Origin of the sequence: Sphingomonas guangdongensis (genome assembly GCF_900199185.1) — a bacterium.
Classification (GTDB): domain Bacteria; phylum Pseudomonadota; class Alphaproteobacteria; order Sphingomonadales; family Sphingomonadaceae; genus Sphingomonas; species Sphingomonas guangdongensis.
Map to the genome: position 1 here is coordinate 835674 of NZ_OBMI01000001.1, position 18230 is coordinate 853903.

An 18230-nucleotide genomic window follows, 5' to 3' on the forward strand; every position below is an offset into this window, starting at 1 on the left:
CGATCACTTGTGCACAGTTCCGGCCGGCCGGTCCTTCTTCTTGTACATCGCCAGCATCCGTGCAGTGACCGCGAAGCCGCCAAAGATGTTGACGCTCGCCAGCACCACGCCGAGCAGCCCGAGCCACTTAGCCCCCGGCGCGCCCGCCGCCGCCGCCGCGATCAGCGCGCCGACGATGATCACGGAAGAAATCGCGTTGGTGACCGCCATCAGCGGGGTGTGCAGCGCCGGCGTGACCGACCACACGACATAGTAGCCGACGAAGCACGCCAGCACGAACACCGACAGGATCGAGACGAAGTCCATCGCTTGCCTCCTAGCGCTTGGCCGCCAGCACCCGCTCTGCAAGCAGCCGCTGAATGGCCTGTGGGTCGGCGTCGCGGGAGATCTTGACGGTGATCGGCGACGAGCTGCCGGGCACGCAGATGCTGAGATCGCTATCGAGGTCGAGCGTACCCGCCGTCTCCACGGCGAAGCGCGAGATCGAGCGATAGGGTACGCTCTGGATCGAGGTCTTGGAACCGGTGATCCCCTGCACGTCGACCAGCACGAACCGCAGGTCGGTCAGGAACACCGTGTCGCGGATCGACCGGAACGCCGCCTGCACCTGCTCGCCGGGCAGCAGGATGGATCCGAACTGCTCGGCGACCTGTGCAGGATCGATCTCATGCGAACTGAACAGGCCCATGACGCTCCCTTTAGTGCAGCTTGGCGTGGACGATCTGCCCACCTTTGGTCAGGCGGATCGCGTCGCCGATCTCGGCGTCGAGCACCGGCCGGCCGGCGTCCTTGTCCCAGAAGGCAGACAGGAAGTTGTAGAGGTTGCGCGCGAACAGTGCCGAGGCGTCCGCGGCGACACGCGAGGGCACGTTGCGGTGGCCGACGATCCTGACGCCGTGGCGCTCCACGACGTCACCCACGACCGAGCCCTCGACGTTGCCGCCGGCCTCTACCGCCAGGTCGACCACCACGCTGCCGGGGCGCATCGTGGCGAGCTGCGCGTCGCTGATCAGCCGCGGCGCGGCGCGCCCCGGGATCAGCGCGGTGGTAATGACGATGTCCTGCTTGGCGAGGTGGCCGGAAACGAGCTCCGCCTGCGCCGCCTGATACTCGGGCGTCATCTCGGTCGCGTAACCGCCCGAGCCCTCGCCCTCGATGCCCGCGACCTTCTCGACGAAAATCGGCTTGGCGCCGAGCGAGAGGATCTGCTCGCGGGTCGCGGAGCGCACGTCCGTCGCCGAGACCTGCGCGCCCAGCCGCCGCGCGGTCGCAATCGCCTGCAGCCCCGCTACGCCCACGCCCATGACGAAGACGCGAGCGGCGCTGATCGTGCCGGCCGCGGTCATCATCATCGGAAAGGCGCGGCCGTACTCGGCGGCAGCGTCGAGCACCGCCTTGTAGCCGCTGAGGTTCGACTGCGACGAGAGCACGTCCATCGACTGCGCGCGGGTGATGCGCGGCATCAGCTCCATCGCCAGCGCCTCCAGCCCCGCGGCGGCATAGCCATCGACGCGGGCGCGATCGCCAAAGGAATTGAAGACCGCCGCCACCCACGCGCCCGGAGCGGCGCCGGTCAGCGTGTCGGCGGCAGGCGCCTGGACGCCGAGCACGATATCAGCACCGGCCAGGGTTGCCGTGCGGTCGCTGACGATCGCTCCGGCCTCGGCGTAAGCGGCATCGGCGATCGCGGCACCCTCGCCCGCGCCTGCCTCGACCGCGATCTCGGCGCCGAGCGCGGCGAACTTCCGGACGGTCTCGGGCGTGCCCGCGACCCGGCGCTCACCCGCGGCCTGCTCGCGGAGGATCGCGATCTTCACCGCTCGGCGCTCAGCTCGCGATAATCCAGACCACCGCGGCCGCGACGATCGCGCACGCGACCGTTCCCCACTTCAGAAAGGCCATGACGCTGTTGTACGTCGACACATGCGCCTTCATATCACTCTGATCGGCCACGCACTGCTCCTGTTATTCGATCTGGCGGCAATCTAGCCTTCCGCCCCGGCCCGCTCAAGGGCGCGGCGCGAACCGGCGGACTCGGCAAGATAGCGCTCTAGTTCGGCGGCACGGTGAGCGGCGGTGTGGGCGCCGAGCACGCGGGCACGGGCCGCTGCACCGATTGCGGCCAGGTCGCTATCGAGGGCACGCACGACGTCCAACGTGGTGTCGGCGAGCACGATCTCTTCGCCGGGTGTCAGCACGTCCTCGATCCCGTTCCAGCGGTCCGAGACGATCGGCGTGCCGCATGCCGCCGCCTCGAATAACCGCACCGATGGTGACCAGCCCGCCGCGATCATGTCGGCGCGCGTCACGTTCAGCGTTGCGCGCGAGGCGCTATAGAAGGCGGCGTGCTCGGCCGGCGGCAGGTGCTCGATGCGCTCGACGTTCGCCGGCCAGTCGATGTCGACAGGATACTGCGGCCCCGCAACAGCGAACCGCCGTTCCGGGCAGGCGCGCGCGACATCGAGAAGCAGGCGGGTCAGCGTCGGCTGGCGATCGTCGCTGTAGGTGCCAAGATAGGAGAGATGCCACCTCTTCGGAACGTCGAGCGGCTGGTAGCGGGCGGGATCGACCGAGCAGTAGAGCGCGCGTGCCGCGGGCGAGCCGAAGTCGCGCTCCAGCCGGTCGAGCGTTGGCCCGCCGGTGAACGACAGGTACAGGTCGTAGCCGGGGATCACCTCGGCCGAGAGGTACTCGTAGTCCGCGCGCGCCAGCTTCGCGAGCGTGACGGGCGTGTCGATGTCGTAGAAGGCGGTGGTGCCGCGGGCGACGTCCTGCACCCAGCAACCGACGGCGACACCGTCGGGCACGTAGGAGCCGACCATCACCGCATCGGCGCCGGCGACCTCGCCCCGCCAGTCCTCCAGCGCGGCGAGATCGGGATAGTACTCCAGCCGGCACCAGTCCGGATCAATTAGGTCGCGGTGCGCGCCGGCGTACCAGGGCACTTCGCGCTCCAGGAACAGCACCTCGTGGCCGCGCTCGGTAAAGGCGGACAGCAGCGCGCGGAACGTGGTCGCGTGGCCGTTGCCCCACGACGACCCGAGGCTTAGGCCGAGGACGACGAGCTTCATGCCGCCTCCCGCGCCCGAGCCACATGCGCCTGGAATAGCGCGTGGACCTGTTCGCCCCGCAGGGCATAGGTGTGCTCGGCCAGCACGCGCGCGAGCGCCGCCCGGCCGATCGCTTCGGCCCGCTCGGGCGTCAGCGCGCGAAGATGCTCCGCCACGTCCTGCCCATCACGCGCGACCAGCACTTCGTGGTCGGGCTGCAGGAACTGCTCGATCCCTTCCCACGCATCGGTGATCAGGCACGCCGCCGCGCCCGCCGCCTCGAACACGCGCGTGGCCGGGGAGAAGCCGATGTGCGCCATCGAGTCGCGTGCGACGTTCAGCACCGCGCGCGGCGTGCAGTTGAAGGCGTTGTGCTCGGCCGTGTAGACGTGACCGCGGTGGCGGACGTTGGCGGGCATGTCCTTCGTCTCCCACCCGTTGCCGCCGATCAGGAACGACTGGTCGGCGAGCGCCGCGGCGGGCTTGAGGAAGAACTCCTCGACCCGTGCCTCGCGGTCGGGCAGGCGATTGCCGAGGAAGGCGAGGTCGCAGGCAAAGCGCTCGTCGCGCGGTACCGGGTGGTGAGTGTCGGGATCGAGCGCGTTGTAGACCGGCACGCAGCTCGCCGCGCCGAAACCCTGGTAGGCGTCGATCACCGGCGGCCCGCCGCCGTAGGTCAGGACATAGTCGAGCGCCGGCAGGGCCGCGAGCACCGGGTGCGACGCGTCGCCGCGCATTTCGTCCAGCGTCGCCGCCGCATCGACGTCCCAGAAGATCTTGAGTGCGCCCGGCCGCGCGCCGGCGACCACGCCCTCCAGCAGCTCGCGGTCGAACACGCCGACACCGTTTGCCTTGACGACGATGTCGGCACCGCCCGCTTCCGCCAGCACGGATCTCAGGCCTTCGTCGGTCGCCGGGTAGACGACCGACCGGCACCAGGCCGGCGGATCGATGTCGCGGTGCTGCTGCCGGTCAAACGCGTCGGGTTCGTAGAAGGTGATGTCGTAGCCGTGGCCCGCCAATGCCTTGAGGATGCCGCGGTAGTAGGTCGCCGCGCCGTTCCAGTAGGACGACAGCAGGCTGGAGCCGTAAAAGGCTATTTTCATGAAGCGTCCTTGGTGAGCGCAGGATTGAGCGTGGCGACGATCGCCAGCAGTTCGTCGACGCGGTGCGCGCAGCTGTGCCGGGCGTGGATCGTCTCCAGTCCGCTCGCGACCAGCGCCACGCGCAGGTCGGCGTCGTTCGCCAGATCGCGCAGGTGCCGCGTCATCGCAGCGCCGTCGGGCGCGACCAGGTAGTCGGTGCCGGGCCGGAACAGGCCTTCCGCATCATCCCACGGCGCGGAAACGAGCGGGATGCCGCAGGACAGCGCCTCGAACACGCGTATGGTCGGAATGCCGGGCAGGATCGTCGTGTAATAGCGCCGCGGCACATGGACGGTGGCGAGGTGGCGCGCGAAGATGCCCGGAGCGGCGGCATTCGGCGCCCAGCCGTGATAGCGCGCGCCGTGCCGGGCGAGCATCGCCTTTGCCTCGTCCGGGTAGCGGACGCCGTAGATGTCGAGGCCCAAGGCAGCTTCGGCTGCGGGGCGGAGCAGATAATCCTCGATCTCGCGAGTGCGCTCGCCATCGCCCCAGTTGCCGATCCACACCAGCCCGGCGCGCTCGCCTTCCTCGCTCGGCGGATGGAAGCGGCGCAGGTCGGCGGCCTCGTGCCAGGTCCAGACCCGACCCTCCCAGCCCCAGTCGCGGTACACCGCCGACAGCGTCTCGCCGAATGCCAGCACGCCGTTGTACGCGGAAAGATCGAACGCCTGCATCTCGTGCGGGGCGCTGACCGCGCGGTGATGCGTGTCGTGGAACAGCAGCAGGAAGCGCCCGCCCAGCGCGCGTACCCGGCCAGCAGCGGCAACCAGCGCAGGGTCATTCCACTCGTGCACGATCACCAGCTCGGCATCGCCGATCAGGTCGGCGACATCGGCATCGGCCTCGAACTCGGTTGAGGACAGCTCAGGGTAAGCAGTGCGGTAGGCGTCCAGCCCAGCGTCGCCGTGGTCGCCGGTCAGGTTGGCGAGACTCCATGCGCCCGCGGGCTCAAAGGCGCGCACGTCGTGCCCGCGCGCGAGGAGCTCGCTCAGCACGCCGCGGACAAAGTGCGCGTTGCCGTGGTTCCAGCACGAGGCGAGGCTGTGGGTGAAGTACGCGATCTTCATGCCGCCCGCCCCGCTGGCTGCCGCTCCGTGAGTGCGCGCCGGTACAGCGCCATCATCCCCTCCGCCATGGCCGCCGCCGTGTAGCGCCGGGCATGCGCGCGCGCCGCGTCGCCCAGCCGGTCGCGCAGACCGGCGTCGTCGAGCAGCATCGTAACGGCTCGCGCATAGCCGTTCGCGTCGTCCGCGCCCACGAACACCGCCGCCCCCTCCCACAGCTCGCGGAAGCCCGGCTGGTCGGCGAGCACCAGCGGGCACCCCGCCGCCGCCGCCTCCAGCACCGCGAGCCCGAACGGCTCAAACACCGCCGCCGACACGAAGATCGGCCGCGCGGCGAGCTCGGCGGCGAGGTTCGCCTCATCGATCACGCCGAGCAGCTGCAGGTGCGCCGGCGCGACCGTCTCGCCGTGCGGCCCGCTAACCGGCCCCGCCGCGAGAAACGGTACGGGCAGCAGCGCCGCCACCGCGTCGAGCAGGTCGGTGCGCTTGACCCGGTCCCAAAGCCGCCCGGCGGTGAACGCCCGATCGCTCGTCCGCGCGGCCGGCGACGCGACCAGTGCGCGGCGGCCGTTGTGAACCACGGCGGGCACGCGCGGCAGGCCGTAATGGCGCGCGACGATCCGCGCGTAGGCGGCGGTCGGCGCGACCACCAGGTCGGCGGCGCGCAGACCCTCGCCGGTCAGCCGCCGATGCCAGTCGAAGCTCGCCGGCAGCTGCTCGCCGGGGTACGCCGCCGCCCACCAGCTGGTGACGCAACCGTGCGCCGCCGCGATCACCGGCACATCTGCGCCCGCCGCAGCGGCAAGGCTCGGCATGTTGACCTGGAGGAGGTCGGCCCCGCTCTCCGCCGCGAGCGCGGCAATCGTCGTACCCGCCGCCAGCACCGGGCCGGGCGTGTCGACGAGCCAGTCGAGCGGCAGGCCCGTCTCGACCAGCGTCACGCCGGCGGCGCCTGCGTCGCTGCGCTGATGCGCGCTCGGTGCCGGACCCATGTGAGCGAGCGTCGTCGCGACACCGTGGGCGCCGAGCGCCTGCGCGAGGTCGAGCGCGTACTGCCACACGCCTCCCACCGAATCCGCGGTCAGCAGCAGTCGCATCGCCGTGCCCGCGCTCACAGCGCCGCGGCGCGACGGACCGGCTGCTCGACGACTGGCGCCAGGCTGAGCCCACGCTCTGCGGCGAGCCAGCCGGCGAGCTGCGCGACACCGTCGCGCCAGGCGACCTTCGGCTTCAGGCCGAGCGCCGCCTCGGCCGCGCGCGTATCCGCGACGAAGTAGCGCTGGTCGCCCGCGCGCCAGTCGGAAAAGTGAACGTCCACGTCGCGACCGGTCAGCGTGCCGATGTGGTCGAGCAGCACGCGCAGCGAGACCGCGTTCGCCGGCCCGCCGCCGAGATTGAGCGCGCGCCCCGCGACCGCATCGATGTTGCGCCACGCTGACAGGTACGCGTCGACCGCGTTCGACACGTCCAGGATGTCGCGGACCTGGTGCCCGTCGCCGTAGAGCGTGATCGCCTCTCCCGTCAGCGCGCGGATCAGGAAGTGCGCGACCCAGCCCTGATCCTCCGTCCCCATCTGGCGCTGGCCGTAAATGCAGCTCATCCGCAGCACGGTCGCGGGCACGCCGTAGCTGCGCGCGTAATCCAGCACATACTGGTCGGCCGCGCCCTTGGAGCAACCATAGGGCGTGTGGAAGTCGAGCGGCCGGTCCTCGCCGATGCCGTGCGCCGCGATCTCCAGCTCAGCGGGCACATAGCCCTGAAGTCCGCGTACGAAGGTGAGGTCGGTGAGGTCGCCGTAGACCTTGTTGGTCGACGCGAACACGACCGGGACGCGCCGACCGGTCGAGCGCACCGCCTCCAGCAGGTCGAAGGTCGCGGCAATGTTGATCTCGAAATCGTCGCGCGGATTGTCGAGGCTGGTGGTCACCGCGACCTGCGCCGCCATGTGGAACACCGCGTCGGCTTCCCCGACGGCGCGCGTCAGGGCGTCGCGGTCGCGAATGTCGGCGATCACCGGCGTGATCCGCGCGCCGTGCCGCTCCTGCAGCCACTGGAGGTTGCGCTCGACTCCCGGCCGCGACAGCGCGTCATAGACGACCACGTCGCGGCCCTGCGCCGCGAGCGTGTCCGCCAGGTTCGACCCGATGAATCCCGCGCCGCCGGTGACGAGGATCGGCGCGCCGCTCAAGCGACCAGCCCCCGGCGCTCGAGCTCGGCGCGCGCCTTGCTGACGTTGTCCGTCGCTGTCTGTTGCCCGACCCACTCAGCAAGCTCGGCGAGCCCCGCGACGAAGTCCTGCCGTGCGGTGAAGCCGAGCCGCTCGGCGGCGAGCGCGGTGTCGCAGAAGCAGTGGCGGATGTCGCCGATCCGCGCCTTGCCGACGATCTCCGGCGCGATCTCGTTCTTGTTCATCGCCTGCGCCAGCGCCTCGGCAACCTGGGTCACCGAGCGGTCCTGGCCGGAGCCGATGTTGAAGGTCTGCCCGACCGCCTCGGGCAGCACCAGCGCGTCGGCGAAGGCGCGGGCGACGTCCGTCACATGGACGAAGTCGCGGCGCTGCTCCCCGTCCTCAAAGATCATCGGCTGCTGCCCGTTCAGCAGGCGCGAGGCGAAGATCGCCAGCACGCCGGTGTACGGGTTGGAAAGCGCCTGGCCGGGGCCGTAGACGTTGAACAGCCGCAGGCAGACACTCTCGATGCCGTACGGCGCGCCCATGATGTGGGTGGTGCGCTCCTGCACGTACTTGTTGAGTGCGTAGATCGACGCGAGGCTCGGGCGCTTCCACTCGGGCGTGGCGATCGGCTTCAGAACGCGGCCCTGCGCATCGACAGGATCCCACTGCTGCTGCCCGTCGCGGACGATACCGCGCTCGGCATTCTCCACCAGGATGCCGTCGGCGTCGGCGTACAGCCCCTCGCCGTATATGCTCATCGACGATGCGGTGACGACGCGGCGCACCGGATGGTCGATCAGCCGCTCAAAGAGCACGGCGGTGCCGACGTCGTTGACGCTGGTATAGCGCTCGACCTCGTACATCGACTGGCCGACGCCGACTTCGGCGGCCAGGTTGATGACGCTGTCCACGCCCTTCAGCGCGCGGGCGACCGCGTCGCCATCGCGGATGTCGGCGTGGATCAGTTCGGCGTCGCTCGCCAGATCGGCGGGGCGACCACCATCGCCGTGAACCTGCGGGATCAGCGCGTCGAGCACGCGGACCTTGTTGCCGCGGGCCAGCAGTTCGCGCGTCACGAACCGTCCGATGAACCCGGCTCCTCCCGTGACCAGTACTGTTTCGCTCACGCTCTTCCCCCCGCGTCGATCGTCATCATTGCCCCTTTTACTGCCAAACCGTTGCAATAGGGCGCTCGTTACGCTCCGGTTCCGAACGTCCAATGCTTCTTCTTCATCTTTGTTCCGGCGTGCGGCAAGCGGTCAAGCTATATAGCTTGCTCGCAAATGGCTAGAGCGGCGGCATGACCATGATTCTGCTCGCCCGGCACGGCAACCACGCGGAGGTCGGACGCGTGCTGAGCGGCCGTTCGGAGATCGCATTGGATGCGCGCGGTCGCGCCGAGGCCGCCGCGCTTGCGCGGTGGATCGGCGCGCGTCCGCTCGCCGCGGTCCACGCGAGCCCGCGCCGCCGAACCCGGGAGACCGCCGCCGCGCTGGGACGTCCGGTCATCACCGCGCCGGCGCTTGACGAGATCGAGTTCGGCGATTTCACGGGACGGAGTTTCGCAGCGCTGGAAAGCGACACTGACTGGCACCGCTGGAATGCCGAGCGCGAAACCGCGCGCTGCCCCGGCGGCGAAACGATGGGGGAGGCGGCCGCCCGCGCGCTCGATTACCTGTGGACGCTACCGGACACGGGATCGCCCGTCCTGTGCGTGACGCACTGCGACGTGATCCGCGGGATCGTCGCGCAACTGCTCGGCCTGCCGTTCGCCCGCATGTTCCAGATCGGCTGCGATCCCGGGTCGGTCAGCACGGTCGTACTCGCGCCGGGTGACACGCGCATCGTCGCGATCAACGAGCGGCCTCAGGTCTGAACGGACCTGCTTCACGACTGTCGACCAATCGCCGGACGTCGGCTGCGCATAGAGCCGGACCGACGGGTACCAAGGGCTGGTGCGCGCCTCAGGGTTCCAGCGCCAGTCGCACTCGTGCTTGAGCAGCACCCAGGTCGGTACCCCGAGAGCGCCGGCGAGATGCGCGATCACCGTGTCCACGGTAACGACGAGCGCCGATCCCGCGATCAGCGCCGCCGTGTCCGCCAGGGCGCCTGGACAGCCGTCGGGATTGAGGACCGGGAGCGTCGTCGCCTCCGGCCGCAGCACGATGCAGGGCCGCTTCGCGCAGAGCGGCGCGAGCAGCTCGGCTGGTACGGCACGGTCCGGGTCCCATGCGCTGGTCAGGTGATTGAGGCCGAGCGTGCCGAGCGGCAACGCTACCGGCTCGGCGCGCAGATACGGGATTGCGACCGCGTCCGGAGCTGCCGCCAGCGCCCAGCCGAGCTCCATCACCTCGACGTCGCAGTCGGCGGGCGGCAGTGGTCGTGCGACGTCGAACGGGACGATCATCGCTCCCGCGGCTATTGGAGCAAGCAATTCCAGAAGCGGTTCCTGCACCTCCAACGTGACGGACCGCGCCCGCTGCAGCAGCAGCGGCAGGTAACGTGCGAACATGATGGTGTCGCCGAGTCCGTGATAGCAGCGCACCAGCACGTCGCGCCCGTCCACCGGCGTTCCGTCCCAAACCCAGCGCTGGTGGTATGGCCGGCGCGGGTCGTCTCGGGTTGTGGGATCGCGCTCGGCCAGCGAGCACGACTGGATCGCCCACGCGTCGGTCCACCGCTCGGCGCGCATCGCCGCCGTCCACGCCGCCATTCCGTCCATCAGTTGCGCAAATCCATGCTCGTGCCGGTGGTTCCCCTGCCGAACCCTGCCCACTACGGCGGAACGGCGCCAGCGTCCGATCGTTCGCGTAACGACTTTGCGTGGAAGGTATTGGATGAGCGCCGCGGATTTGATCAGCAAGGATGACCTGCGCGCACGCATCGACGCGCTCGGCCCCTGGTTCCACAACATTGATCTCGGCGGCATCCGGACCGCGCCCGATCACTTTCTGGGCGACTATCCGTCCTTCAAGTACCAGCAGTTCGCTCACGTCATCCCGACCGATCTAACCGGCAAGTCGGTGCTCGATATCGGCTGCAATGCCGGCTTCTACTCGGTCGAGATGGCGAAGCGCGGCGCGGTGCGGGTCGTTGGGATCGACAGCGATGAGCGCTATCTCGCCCAGGCGCGGCTCGCGAGCGAAGTACTCGGCTTCAACCAGCTCGAGTTCCGCAACCTGTCGGTCTACGACGTCGGCGCGCTCGGCGAGAAGTTCGACCTCGTGATCTTCATGGGCGTGCTCTACCACCTGCGCCACCCGCTGCTCGCGCTGGACCTGATCCGCGAGCATGTCGCGGGCGATCTCCTGCTGTTCCAGACGATGCAGCAGGGCGCGCTCGAGCCGTACGAGGCGCCGGAGAACCACCCCTTCTTCGTGCCCGGCACGCTGACGCCGCCGCCGATGTTCGACGATCACGCCTTTCCCAAGCTGCACTTCATCGAGCAGCGCTTCGCCGACGACTGGACCAACTGGTGGGCGCCCAACGCCGCCGCCAGCGCCGCGATGCTCCGCTCCGCCGGGTTCCGGATCGAGGCGCAGCCAGAGCCGGAGGTATATCTTTGTTCGGTAACCGATTTACCCTACGGACGCTTCGGACCGAACGCCGTCTATCCGGCGCGGGGCAGCACTGAGACAGGGGATGCGCGTTGATCGAAGCGGCGATGATCTGGAACGAGCCGAACAACAAGTCGCACTGGGACCCCGATCTCGATCCTGACTGGAGCATCTACGCCGACACGGTGATCCGCGCCGGCGCATCGATCCACGCCATCAATCCCGCGATCACGCGCGTGCTGGGCGGCATGTCGCCGATCGATCCCCTGTGGGTGAACCGCCTGCGTGGGCACGGCGCGCTTGATGCCGTCGACGTGGTTGCGGTGCACGGCTTCCCGCTCGACTGGAATTTGTGGTCGATCCACGCCTGGCCGGACAAGATCGCGGAGATCGAGGCGGCCGTGCCGGACAAGCCGGTGTGGGTGACGGAAGTCGGCGTCGGCTCGTTCGGGGCAGAGGAGGTGCAGGTGTTCGGCGTCAAGCGCACCGCCGAGCTGCTGATCGGGCGGGTGCCGCAGATCTTCTGGTACTCGCTGTTCGATCTGCCGCAGGAATGGGGCGCGACCACCCGCCACCGCGAGGCGGAAGGATCGAGCTACTACCGCCACTTCTACATGGGGCTGATCCGCGCCGACGGCACCCCCAAGCCGGGTCTCGAGGAATATGCCAAGGTCGCGGGCGAGATGGGGCTGATGCAGTGGTTCCACTACCAGGACCCGCGGCTGGACGATGCGGTCGCCTGGATGAAGCGGCTTGGCACCCGCAAGCTGCGCACCGGCCTCAGCTGGGCGGACAGCTTCCGCCCGAACGCGCGCGACTGGTTCGACCGGCAGATGGACGCGCTGGCCGACTTCGACGTCACCGTGACCTTCTGCTTCACGCCCGAGCATCTCGGCGTTCAGCCGCATCACACCAGCCCGGCGCGCGACCCGCAGCAGTTCGCCGACTTCTGCGCGGAAATGATCGATCGCTACGCCCCCGCGTCGCCCGCGACGATGGAGGTTGCGCGCGGCGCCCCGCTTGCGGCAAACGGCTAATACCGCTCGCACCCTTCTTCTCCGCGAAAGTCCCCATGTCCGCTTGTACCGTCCCGGGCGCGTGCTGATGCGCGCCGCCGTCCTCTCCGCGCCCGGCACCATCACCATCGCCGACGTGCCCGCGCCCGAGCCCGCCGCCGACGAGGTCCGCATCCGCCTGGAAGGGTGCGGCGTCTGCGCGTCGAACCTGGAGCCCTGGGCCGGGCTCGACTGGATGACCTACCCGGGTGACGCCGGCGGTCTGGGCCATGAGGGCTGGGGCGTGATCGACGCGGTCGGCGCCGAGATCGACGACCTCACCCCCGGCGACCGGGTGGCGGCGCTGTCTTACCGCAGCTTCGCAGACGCCGACGTCGCCAAGGCGTCGATGGTCGCGAAATTGCCGCCCCAACTAGACGGCCAGCCCTTCCCCGGCGAACCGCTCGGCTGCGCCTTCAACATCTTTCGTCGTTCGGACATCCAGCCCGGTCAGACCGTCGCGATCATTGGCATCGGCTTCCTGGGCGCGGTGCTGACCAGGCTCGCGACCGACGCGGGTGCCCGCGTGATCGCCATCTCGCGCCGGCAGGAATCGCTCGATCTCGCCCGCCATTACGGCGCGGCCGAGACGATCCCGATGCACGATCACTATGCCATCATCGACCAGGTCAAGGCGCTGACCGACGGCGCCATGTGCGAGCGCGTGATCGAGGCGGTCGGCAAGCAGTGGCCGCTCGACCTCGCCGGCGAGCTGATCGCGTTCGGCGGCCGGCTGGTGATCGCCGGCTACCACCAGGACGGCCCGCGCCAGGTTTCCATGCAGAACTGGAACTGGAAGGGCATCGACGTCGTCAACGCGCACGAGCGCGACGCAGAGGTGCAGTTGCGCGGCGTGCAGGAAGCGATAGACGCGGTCGCGAGCGGGAGGCTCGACCCCGCGCCGCTCTACACGCACCGCTACACGCTCGACCAGCTGGGCGAAGCGCTCGATGCGACCCGCGACAAGCCGGAAGGTTTCGTCAAGGCATTGGTGATGCTGTCGTGAAGCCGCGCGTCGGGTTCCTGGGCGTCGGCTGGATCGGGCGCCACCGGATGGAGGCGATGCTCGCGACCGGGGCTGTGGAGGCGGCGGCGATCGCCGATCCGTCACCGACCTGCATCAAGGAAGCGTCCGGCTACGCGCCTGCCGTGCAGGTCGTCGACGATCTCGACGCCATGCTCGCGCTCGACCTCGACGGGATCGTCATCGCGACCCCATCGGCAATGCACGCGGAGCAGTCGATCCGCGCGCTCGATGCCGGCGTCGCGGTGTTCTGCCAGAAGCCGCTCGGCCGGACCGCTGCGGAGGTGAACGCGGTGATCGCCGCGGCCGAGCGCGCCGACCAGCTGCTCGGCGTCGACCTGTCCTATCGGCACACGGCGGGGACGCAGGCGATCGCCGAGCTGATCCGCGGCGGCACGCTCGGGCGTATCTTCGCCGTCGATTTGACCTTCCACAACGCCTACGGCCCCGACAAGCCGTGGTTCTACGACCCGGCGCAGGCCGGCGGCGGCTGCGTGATCGACCTCGGCGTTCACCTGGTCGACCTGGCGCTCTGGGCGCTCGACTTCCCGGCCGTGAGCGACGTCTCGGCCGCGCTGTTCGCAAACGGCGCGCCGCTCGGCGCAGACGCAGTTGAGGATTACGCCAGCGCCCGCTTCCGCGCCGGCGAGGCAGACGTGCGGCTCGCCTGCTCCTGGCGATTGAATGCCGGGCAGGACGCGGTAATAGCGGCCGACTTCTACGGCACGGGCGGCGGCGCGTCGCTCCGCAACGTCGACGGCAGTTTCTACGATTTCAGCGCGCAGCATTTCGCGGGCACCAGCGCGACCGCGCTGACCAGCGGCCCGGATGCCTGGGGCGGCCGCGCCGCGGCGGCGTGGGCGGAGCAACTCGCCCGCTCGACCGCGTTCGATTCCGCCGCACGCTGGTTCGCCGCCTCGGCCGAGGTGCTCGACCGTATCTACGGGCGCTGAGCATGGGCGAACAGCGCCGCGTCGGCGTCCTCACCTTTCACCGCTGCATCAACTATGGCTCCTACTGGCAGGCGCGCTGCTTGACGGAGGGGTTGCGCGCCCGCGGGTTTGACGCGGTGCTGCTTGATCATCACAGCCGCCGCGTCGCCGCCGCTGAGTTGCGCTGCGCGTTCCAGCCGCAGCTGCCGCGCCGCACCGCGCCGAGTGATCTCGCGGCGTTCGGGCGCAAGACCCGCGCCTTCGTCGCGGCGATCGACGCGCTGCCGCTCTCGCGCGCCTTCCCGCTAGACGATCCGGCCGCGATGGACCCGGTCGACACGGTCGTGGTCGGCAGCGACGAGGTATGGAACTTTGCGCACCCCTGGTACGCGGGCGAGCGGGTGTTCTTCGGCGACGGCCTGCGTACCGATCGCCTGATCAGCTACGCCGCCAGCTTCGGCAACCACGACGCGGACGGCGGCATGGGCGCGGACTGGGCCGAGCGCCTGCGGAACTTCGATGCGATCGCCGTGCGCGACGCCAATGCCGAGCGACTGGTGACCGAAGCGCTGGGGGAGGTGCCCACGCTGGTGCTCGATCCCTGCCTTCAGTTCCCGGAGGTGATCGCGGCCGAGGCGCCGAAGACGTCCGGCGACTACGCCGTCGTCTACGGCCACAATTTTCCGGACTGGTTCGAGATGCGCGTTCGCGGCTGGGCCGACCGGACCGGCACGCGCCTCGTCTCGATTGGCTATCGCACTGACTGGGCCGACGAGCAGCAGCTCGACGTCGGGCCGATCGAGTTTGCCCGGATGATGGCGGGCGCGCGCGCGGTTGCGACCAACTTCTTCCACGGCTGCGTCTTTGCGCTCGTGAACGGCACGCCGTTCGTCTGCGCCTCCACGCCCTATCGCCGCAACAAGCTGCGCGACCTCACCGCCAAGCTGGACGCGGGTGCGCACCTGCTCGACGAAGCCACCGCCGACGACGCGTACGACGCGCTGATCGGCGAGCCGCTCGCTCCCGCAATCGGGCAGCGTATCGCCGCGCTGCGCGTCCAATCCGCCGCCTATTTGGACCGGGCGCTTGGCTGATCCGGTCGCGCTGTCCCCGCGCGACGTTACCCGCTCAGGGCTCTGCATCGGCTGCGGCAGCTGCGCCGCGCGTCCTGATGGCCGCATGGAATGGGACAGCTACGGGCAGCGCAAGCCCGCGGGCGCGCGCCAGTCGGAACGCACTGAGGCGTTCGCGCAGACCTGCCCGTTCAGTCCCCACGCCTCCGACGAGAGCGCGATCGCCGACGCCCGCTTCCCGGCGGCGCCGCACGCCGACGAGCGGCTCGGCCGGTTCGAGGCGGCGTTCGTCGGTCACGTTGCCGAAGGCGACTTTCGCGCGATCGGCAGCTCGGGCGGCATGGTCAGCTGGGTCGCGGCCGAGCTGCTCCGCACCGGACAAATCGACGGCGTCGCGCACGTCGTCCCAACCGTGCCCACCGACCGCGACGGGCGGCTGTTCCGCTACCGCATCTCGCGCAGCGCCGGCGAGATCGCGGAAGGATCCAAGTCGCGCTACTACCCCGTCGACTTAGCCGACGTGCTCCAGGAGATCCGCGCGACACCGGGACGCTACGCAATCGTCGGGATACCCTGCTTCATCAAGGCGGTGCACCTACTGCGCGCCACTGACCCGGTGATCGCCGAGCGGGTCACCCACACGCTCGGGCTGTTCTGCGGCCACATGAAGAGCGCGGCGTTCGTCGACAGCTTCGCCTGGCAGCTGGATGCGCCGCGGGCCGACGTCCGCGCGGTGGAGTACCGCCGCAAGGACCCGGACCGCCCCGCCAACTGGTACACGGCGCACCTCTCCCTCGCCGACGGCACCGCGCGCTGGCAGGACTGGTGGCACCTGGCCGACGGCGACTGGGGTGCGGGCTTCTTCCAGAACAGCGCCTGCAACTGGTGCGACGACGTGGTCGCGGAAACCGCCGACGTGTCGTTCGGCGATGCCTGGGTCGAGCCCTACTCGTCCGACGGGCGCGGCACCAATGTCGCGGTCGTCCGCTCGCCCGCGCTCGCGGCCGCGGTGCGCGCGGCGATCGGCGACGGCCGGCTCGCGCTCACCGAAGTCGACGCCGCCTTCATCGCCGGCACGCAGGAAGCCGGCTTTCGTCAGCGCCGCCAGGGCCTCGCCTACCGTCTCACCTGGTGGAAACGGGGCATACGGCCGCGGAAGCGCGTGGCGCCGTCCGCCGCCGGGATCGGCTGGCGGCGCAAGCTCGTCTACCGGCTGCGCTACGGCATCGCGGCGTGGAGCCACCGCCTGGCGCTCGCTGCACGCATCCTCGGCGTGCCCGCGCTCTACACCGGCTGGGCCCGCACCAGCCTGCGCCTGTACGAGGCGCTGACTTATCACCGCTGGCGGCTGGGCGCGTGGATCGCGCGGGTTGAAGGCAAGAAGCACAGCTAGCCGTCATGCCAGTGCAGGCTGGCATCCATGTCTGTCCCGACTGGCGGTGCCGTATCGAACGATCGCAACAGACATTGACCCAGCCTTCGCCGGAGTGACGGGAAGGTGCCGGGTCAAGTCCGGGGTGAGGGGAAGTTGGGCGCTTGCTCCGCTCCCTCACTCGTCCATACTCTGCCGCATGACGCTCACCCGCCGCTGGTTTGCCAATCCCCTTTGGCAGCGTGTCATCGGCGGCCTCGCGCTCGGAGTCCTCATCGGCGTGTTCGCCCCCACGGCGGCGCCTTACCTGGCCGTGTTCGGCGAGCTGTTCGTCCGCGCGATCCGGATGCTGGTCGTGCCCGTCGTGCTGGTCACGATCGCCGCGGGGATCACGGCACTCGGCGACGTCCGCCGGCTGGGCAGCGTGGGCGCGCGAACGGTTGCGCTGTTCGCGTTCACCACGCTTGTCGCGGTCGCGGTCGGCATAGCGGCGGGGCTGCTACTCCGCCCAGGCGAAGGCGCGGCACTCGCCGGCGTCGCCCCGCACGCGCTCGGACCGGCGGTGACGCCCTACCAGCAACTCGTCGGCATCGTGCCCGTCAACATTGTGGAGGCACTGGCGAAGGGCGACATGCTCGCGATCATCTTCACCGCCGTCCTGCTCGGCATCGGCACCCTCGCCGCCGGAGAGGCGGGACGCCCGGTCGCCGACCTGCTCGCCGGCCTGTCGGCGGTGCTGTTCCGCATCGTCGGGATCGTGATGGAGTTCACGCCGATCGGCGTGCTCGCGCTGATCGCCAATGCAATCGCGACGGCCGGCCTGGGCGTCTTCACCAACATCGGCTGGCTCGCGCTCTGCGTCGTCATCGGCTCGCTCGCGCAGATGGCGCTGGTTCACGCCCCCCTGCTCCGTGCCGTCGCGCGAATAGGACCAGTGCGCTTCTACCGCGGGATCGTGGAGGCGCTCGCCGTCGCCTTCTCCACCGCGTCCTCGTCCGCGACGCTCCCCGTTGCGCTCAGGGTCGCGCAGACCCGGCTCGGCCTCGACCGCGCGGTCGCCTCCACCGTGCTGCCGCTCGGGGCGAGCATCGGCAAGGACGGCACGGCAATGTACGTCGGGCTGCTCGGCCAGTTCGCGCTCCAGGCGCTCGGCGTCGTGCCCGACGGCGCGATGCTCGCGACCATGCTGGTGACCGGCGCACTTGCCGCTTTCGGCACCGCGCCCGTGCCCTCCGCGTCCCTGTTCATGCTCGCGGCGATGCTCGGCGCAGTCGGCGTGTCGGCGGAGGGCACCGCGCTCGTCGTCGGCCTGGTGCTACCCTTCGACCGGCTGCTCGACATGACCCGCACCGTGCCGAGCGCGAGCGCCAACCTGACCGTTGCCGCCTGCGTCGATCGACTGCAACGTCCGCAACAGCGTGACGAGCAGCCCGCCGGCGATCAGCAGGTAGAGCCCGAGCCCGCTCCACGCTGACCATCCCCACCATTCGTTCGGCAAGGTGCGCAAGTATCCGCCAGCGAAGCGCCCCACGATCACGTCGCTCCACAGCGGAAAGGCACCGGTGCCGCCGCTCGTCACCTCCGCCGCCGCGATCACCAGGTTGACCGCGATCGACAGCGTGAGCAGCGCCACCGTCAGCACCCGCCACTCGGTCGCGCGAAACGCCTGCCAGGCGGGGGCGAGGCCGACCGCGAGAAAGGCGAGCGCGGGCACCGCGTGGCGCGCGCCGGTCGAGTTGCCGCCGTCCCAGTAGACATAGGCGGCGTTGTACGCGATCGCGGCGA

General features: G+C 69.9%; 18 protein-coding genes. 8 read left to right on the forward strand and 10 right to left on the reverse strand.

From position 1 onward, the window contains the following. Positions 1-3 precede the first annotated feature (3 nt). Genes CRO12_RS03910 through CRO12_RS03955 form a run of 10 tightly spaced genes read right to left on the reverse strand, consistent with a single transcriptional unit; the run spans position 4 to position 8559 of the window. Positions 4-306 carry an NAD(P) transhydrogenase subunit alpha part 2 gene (locus tag CRO12_RS03910; RefSeq protein WP_097062664.1) on the reverse strand — a complete coding sequence of 101 codons (303 nt, stop codon included), beginning with the start codon at positions 304-306 and terminating at the stop codon, positions 4-6. Positions 307-316: 10 nt separating this feature from the next. Further along, positions 317-688, reverse strand: a complete 372-nt coding sequence (locus tag CRO12_RS03915) for a PH domain-containing protein (RefSeq protein ID WP_097062665.1) — start codon at positions 686-688, stop codon at positions 317-319. A gap of 10 nt (positions 689-698) precedes the next feature. Next, complete coding sequence (locus CRO12_RS03920; RefSeq protein ID WP_097062666.1) at positions 699-1817, reverse strand: NAD(P) transhydrogenase subunit alpha; 1119 nt, start codon at positions 1815-1817, stop codon at positions 699-701. A 10-nt stretch (positions 1818-1827) separates the two neighbouring features. Continuing rightward, positions 1828-1953 (reverse strand): aa3-type cytochrome c oxidase subunit IV, encoded by a 126-nt coding sequence (locus CRO12_RS03925; protein ID WP_245858185.1) that lies wholly within the window; start codon positions 1951-1953, stop codon positions 1828-1830. A gap of 32 nt (positions 1954-1985) precedes the next feature. After that, entirely contained in the window at positions 1986-3071 is a 1086-nt protein-coding gene (locus CRO12_RS03930; RefSeq protein WP_097062668.1) for a CgeB family protein, read from the reverse strand. Then, positions 3068-4156, reverse strand: a complete 1089-nt coding sequence (locus CRO12_RS03935) for a CgeB family protein (protein WP_097062669.1) — start codon at positions 4154-4156, stop codon at positions 3068-3070. Before CRO12_RS03935 ends, CRO12_RS03930 begins: the two co-directional genes overlap by 4 nt. After that, complete coding sequence (locus tag CRO12_RS03940; RefSeq protein ID WP_097062670.1) at positions 4153-5262, reverse strand: CgeB family protein; 1110 nt, start codon at positions 5260-5262, stop codon at positions 4153-4155. The genes CRO12_RS03935 and CRO12_RS03940 overlap by 4 nt, the downstream gene beginning before the upstream one ends. Beyond that, a complete protein-coding gene (locus tag CRO12_RS03945; protein ID WP_245858187.1) occupies positions 5259-6374 on the reverse strand; it encodes a glycosyltransferase family 4 protein in 1116 nt (371 codons plus the stop codon). Before CRO12_RS03945 ends, CRO12_RS03940 begins: the two co-directional genes overlap by 4 nt. After that, a complete protein-coding gene (locus CRO12_RS03950; protein ID WP_097062671.1) occupies positions 6371-7447 on the reverse strand; it encodes an SDR family NAD(P)-dependent oxidoreductase in 1077 nt (358 codons plus the stop codon). The genes CRO12_RS03945 and CRO12_RS03950 overlap by 4 nt, the downstream gene beginning before the upstream one ends. After that, entirely contained in the window at positions 7444-8559 is a 1116-nt protein-coding gene (locus CRO12_RS03955; RefSeq protein ID WP_097062672.1) for an NAD-dependent epimerase/dehydratase family protein, read from the reverse strand. Before CRO12_RS03955 ends, CRO12_RS03950 begins: the two co-directional genes overlap by 4 nt. A 173-nt stretch (positions 8560-8732) precedes the next feature. Between CRO12_RS03955 and CRO12_RS03960 the strand changes: the two genes are divergently transcribed. From CRO12_RS03960 to CRO12_RS04000, 8 genes are all read left to right on the forward strand, one after another. Then, positions 8733-9308 carry a histidine phosphatase family protein gene (locus CRO12_RS03960; protein ID WP_097062673.1) on the forward strand — a complete coding sequence of 192 codons (576 nt, stop codon included), beginning with the start codon at positions 8733-8735 and terminating at the stop codon, positions 9306-9308. Between the two features lie 961 nt (positions 9309-10269). Next, positions 10270-11085: a TIGR04290 family methyltransferase gene (locus CRO12_RS03970; RefSeq protein ID WP_097062674.1), complete on the forward strand. Its 816-nt coding sequence runs from the start codon at positions 10270-10272 to the stop codon at positions 11083-11085. Further along, complete coding sequence (locus CRO12_RS03975; protein ID WP_097062675.1) at positions 11082-12026, forward strand: glycoside hydrolase 5 family protein; 945 nt, start codon at positions 11082-11084, stop codon at positions 12024-12026. Before CRO12_RS03970 ends, CRO12_RS03975 begins: the two co-directional genes overlap by 4 nt. A gap of 67 nt (positions 12027-12093) precedes the next feature. Then, positions 12094-13050, forward strand: a complete 957-nt coding sequence (locus CRO12_RS03980) for an MDR/zinc-dependent alcohol dehydrogenase-like family protein (RefSeq protein ID WP_097063334.1) — start codon at positions 12094-12096, stop codon at positions 13048-13050. After that, on the forward strand, positions 13047-14021 hold the full coding sequence (locus tag CRO12_RS03985; protein WP_097062676.1) for a Gfo/Idh/MocA family protein: 975 nt from the start codon (positions 13047-13049) through the stop codon (positions 14019-14021). The genes CRO12_RS03980 and CRO12_RS03985 overlap by 4 nt, the downstream gene beginning before the upstream one ends. Positions 14022-14023: 2 nt before the next feature. Then, complete coding sequence (locus tag CRO12_RS03990; protein WP_097062677.1) at positions 14024-15094, forward strand: polysaccharide pyruvyl transferase family protein; 1071 nt, start codon at positions 14024-14026, stop codon at positions 15092-15094. Next, complete coding sequence (locus CRO12_RS03995) at positions 15087-16466, forward strand: Coenzyme F420 hydrogenase/dehydrogenase, beta subunit C-terminal domain (protein ID WP_245858189.1); 1380 nt, start codon at positions 15087-15089, stop codon at positions 16464-16466. Before CRO12_RS03990 ends, CRO12_RS03995 begins: the two co-directional genes overlap by 8 nt. Positions 16467-16644: 178 nt before the next feature. Continuing rightward, complete coding sequence (locus tag CRO12_RS04000) at positions 16645-17919, forward strand: dicarboxylate/amino acid:cation symporter (RefSeq protein WP_097062679.1); 1275 nt, start codon at positions 16645-16647, stop codon at positions 17917-17919. Positions 17920-18230 lie beyond the last annotated feature (311 nt).

Excerpts from the sequence above, each read along its gene's own strand:
- CRO12_RS03970 (WP_097062674.1), top strand. The coding sequence starts at position 10,270 with ATGAGCGCCGCGGATTTGATCAGCAAGGATGACCTGCGCGCACGCATC.
- CRO12_RS04000 (WP_097062679.1), top strand. The coding sequence starts at position 16,645 with ATGACGCTCACCCGCCGCTGGTTTGCCAATCCCCTTTGGCAGCGTGTC.
- CRO12_RS03910 (WP_097062664.1), bottom strand. The coding sequence starts at position 306 with ATGGACTTCGTCTCGATCCTGTCGGTGTTCGTGCTGGCGTGCTTCGTC.
- CRO12_RS03980 (WP_097063334.1), top strand. The coding sequence starts at position 12,094 with ATGCGCGCCGCCGTCCTCTCCGCGCCCGGCACCATCACCATCGCCGAC.
- CRO12_RS03940 (WP_097062670.1), bottom strand. The coding sequence starts at position 5,262 with ATGAAGATCGCGTACTTCACCCACAGCCTCGCCTCGTGCTGGAACCAC.
- CRO12_RS03930 (WP_097062668.1), bottom strand. The coding sequence starts at position 3,071 with ATGAAGCTCGTCGTCCTCGGCCTAAGCCTCGGGTCGTCGTGGGGCAAC.
- CRO12_RS03960 (WP_097062673.1), top strand. The coding sequence starts at position 8,733 with ATGACCATGATTCTGCTCGCCCGGCACGGCAACCACGCGGAGGTCGGA.
- CRO12_RS03990 (WP_097062677.1), top strand. The coding sequence starts at position 14,024 with ATGGGCGAACAGCGCCGCGTCGGCGTCCTCACCTTTCACCGCTGCATC.
- CRO12_RS03935 (WP_097062669.1), bottom strand. The coding sequence starts at position 4,156 with ATGAAAATAGCCTTTTACGGCTCCAGCCTGCTGTCGTCCTACTGGAAC.
- CRO12_RS03915 (WP_097062665.1), bottom strand. The coding sequence starts at position 688 with ATGGGCCTGTTCAGTTCGCATGAGATCGATCCTGCACAGGTCGCCGAG.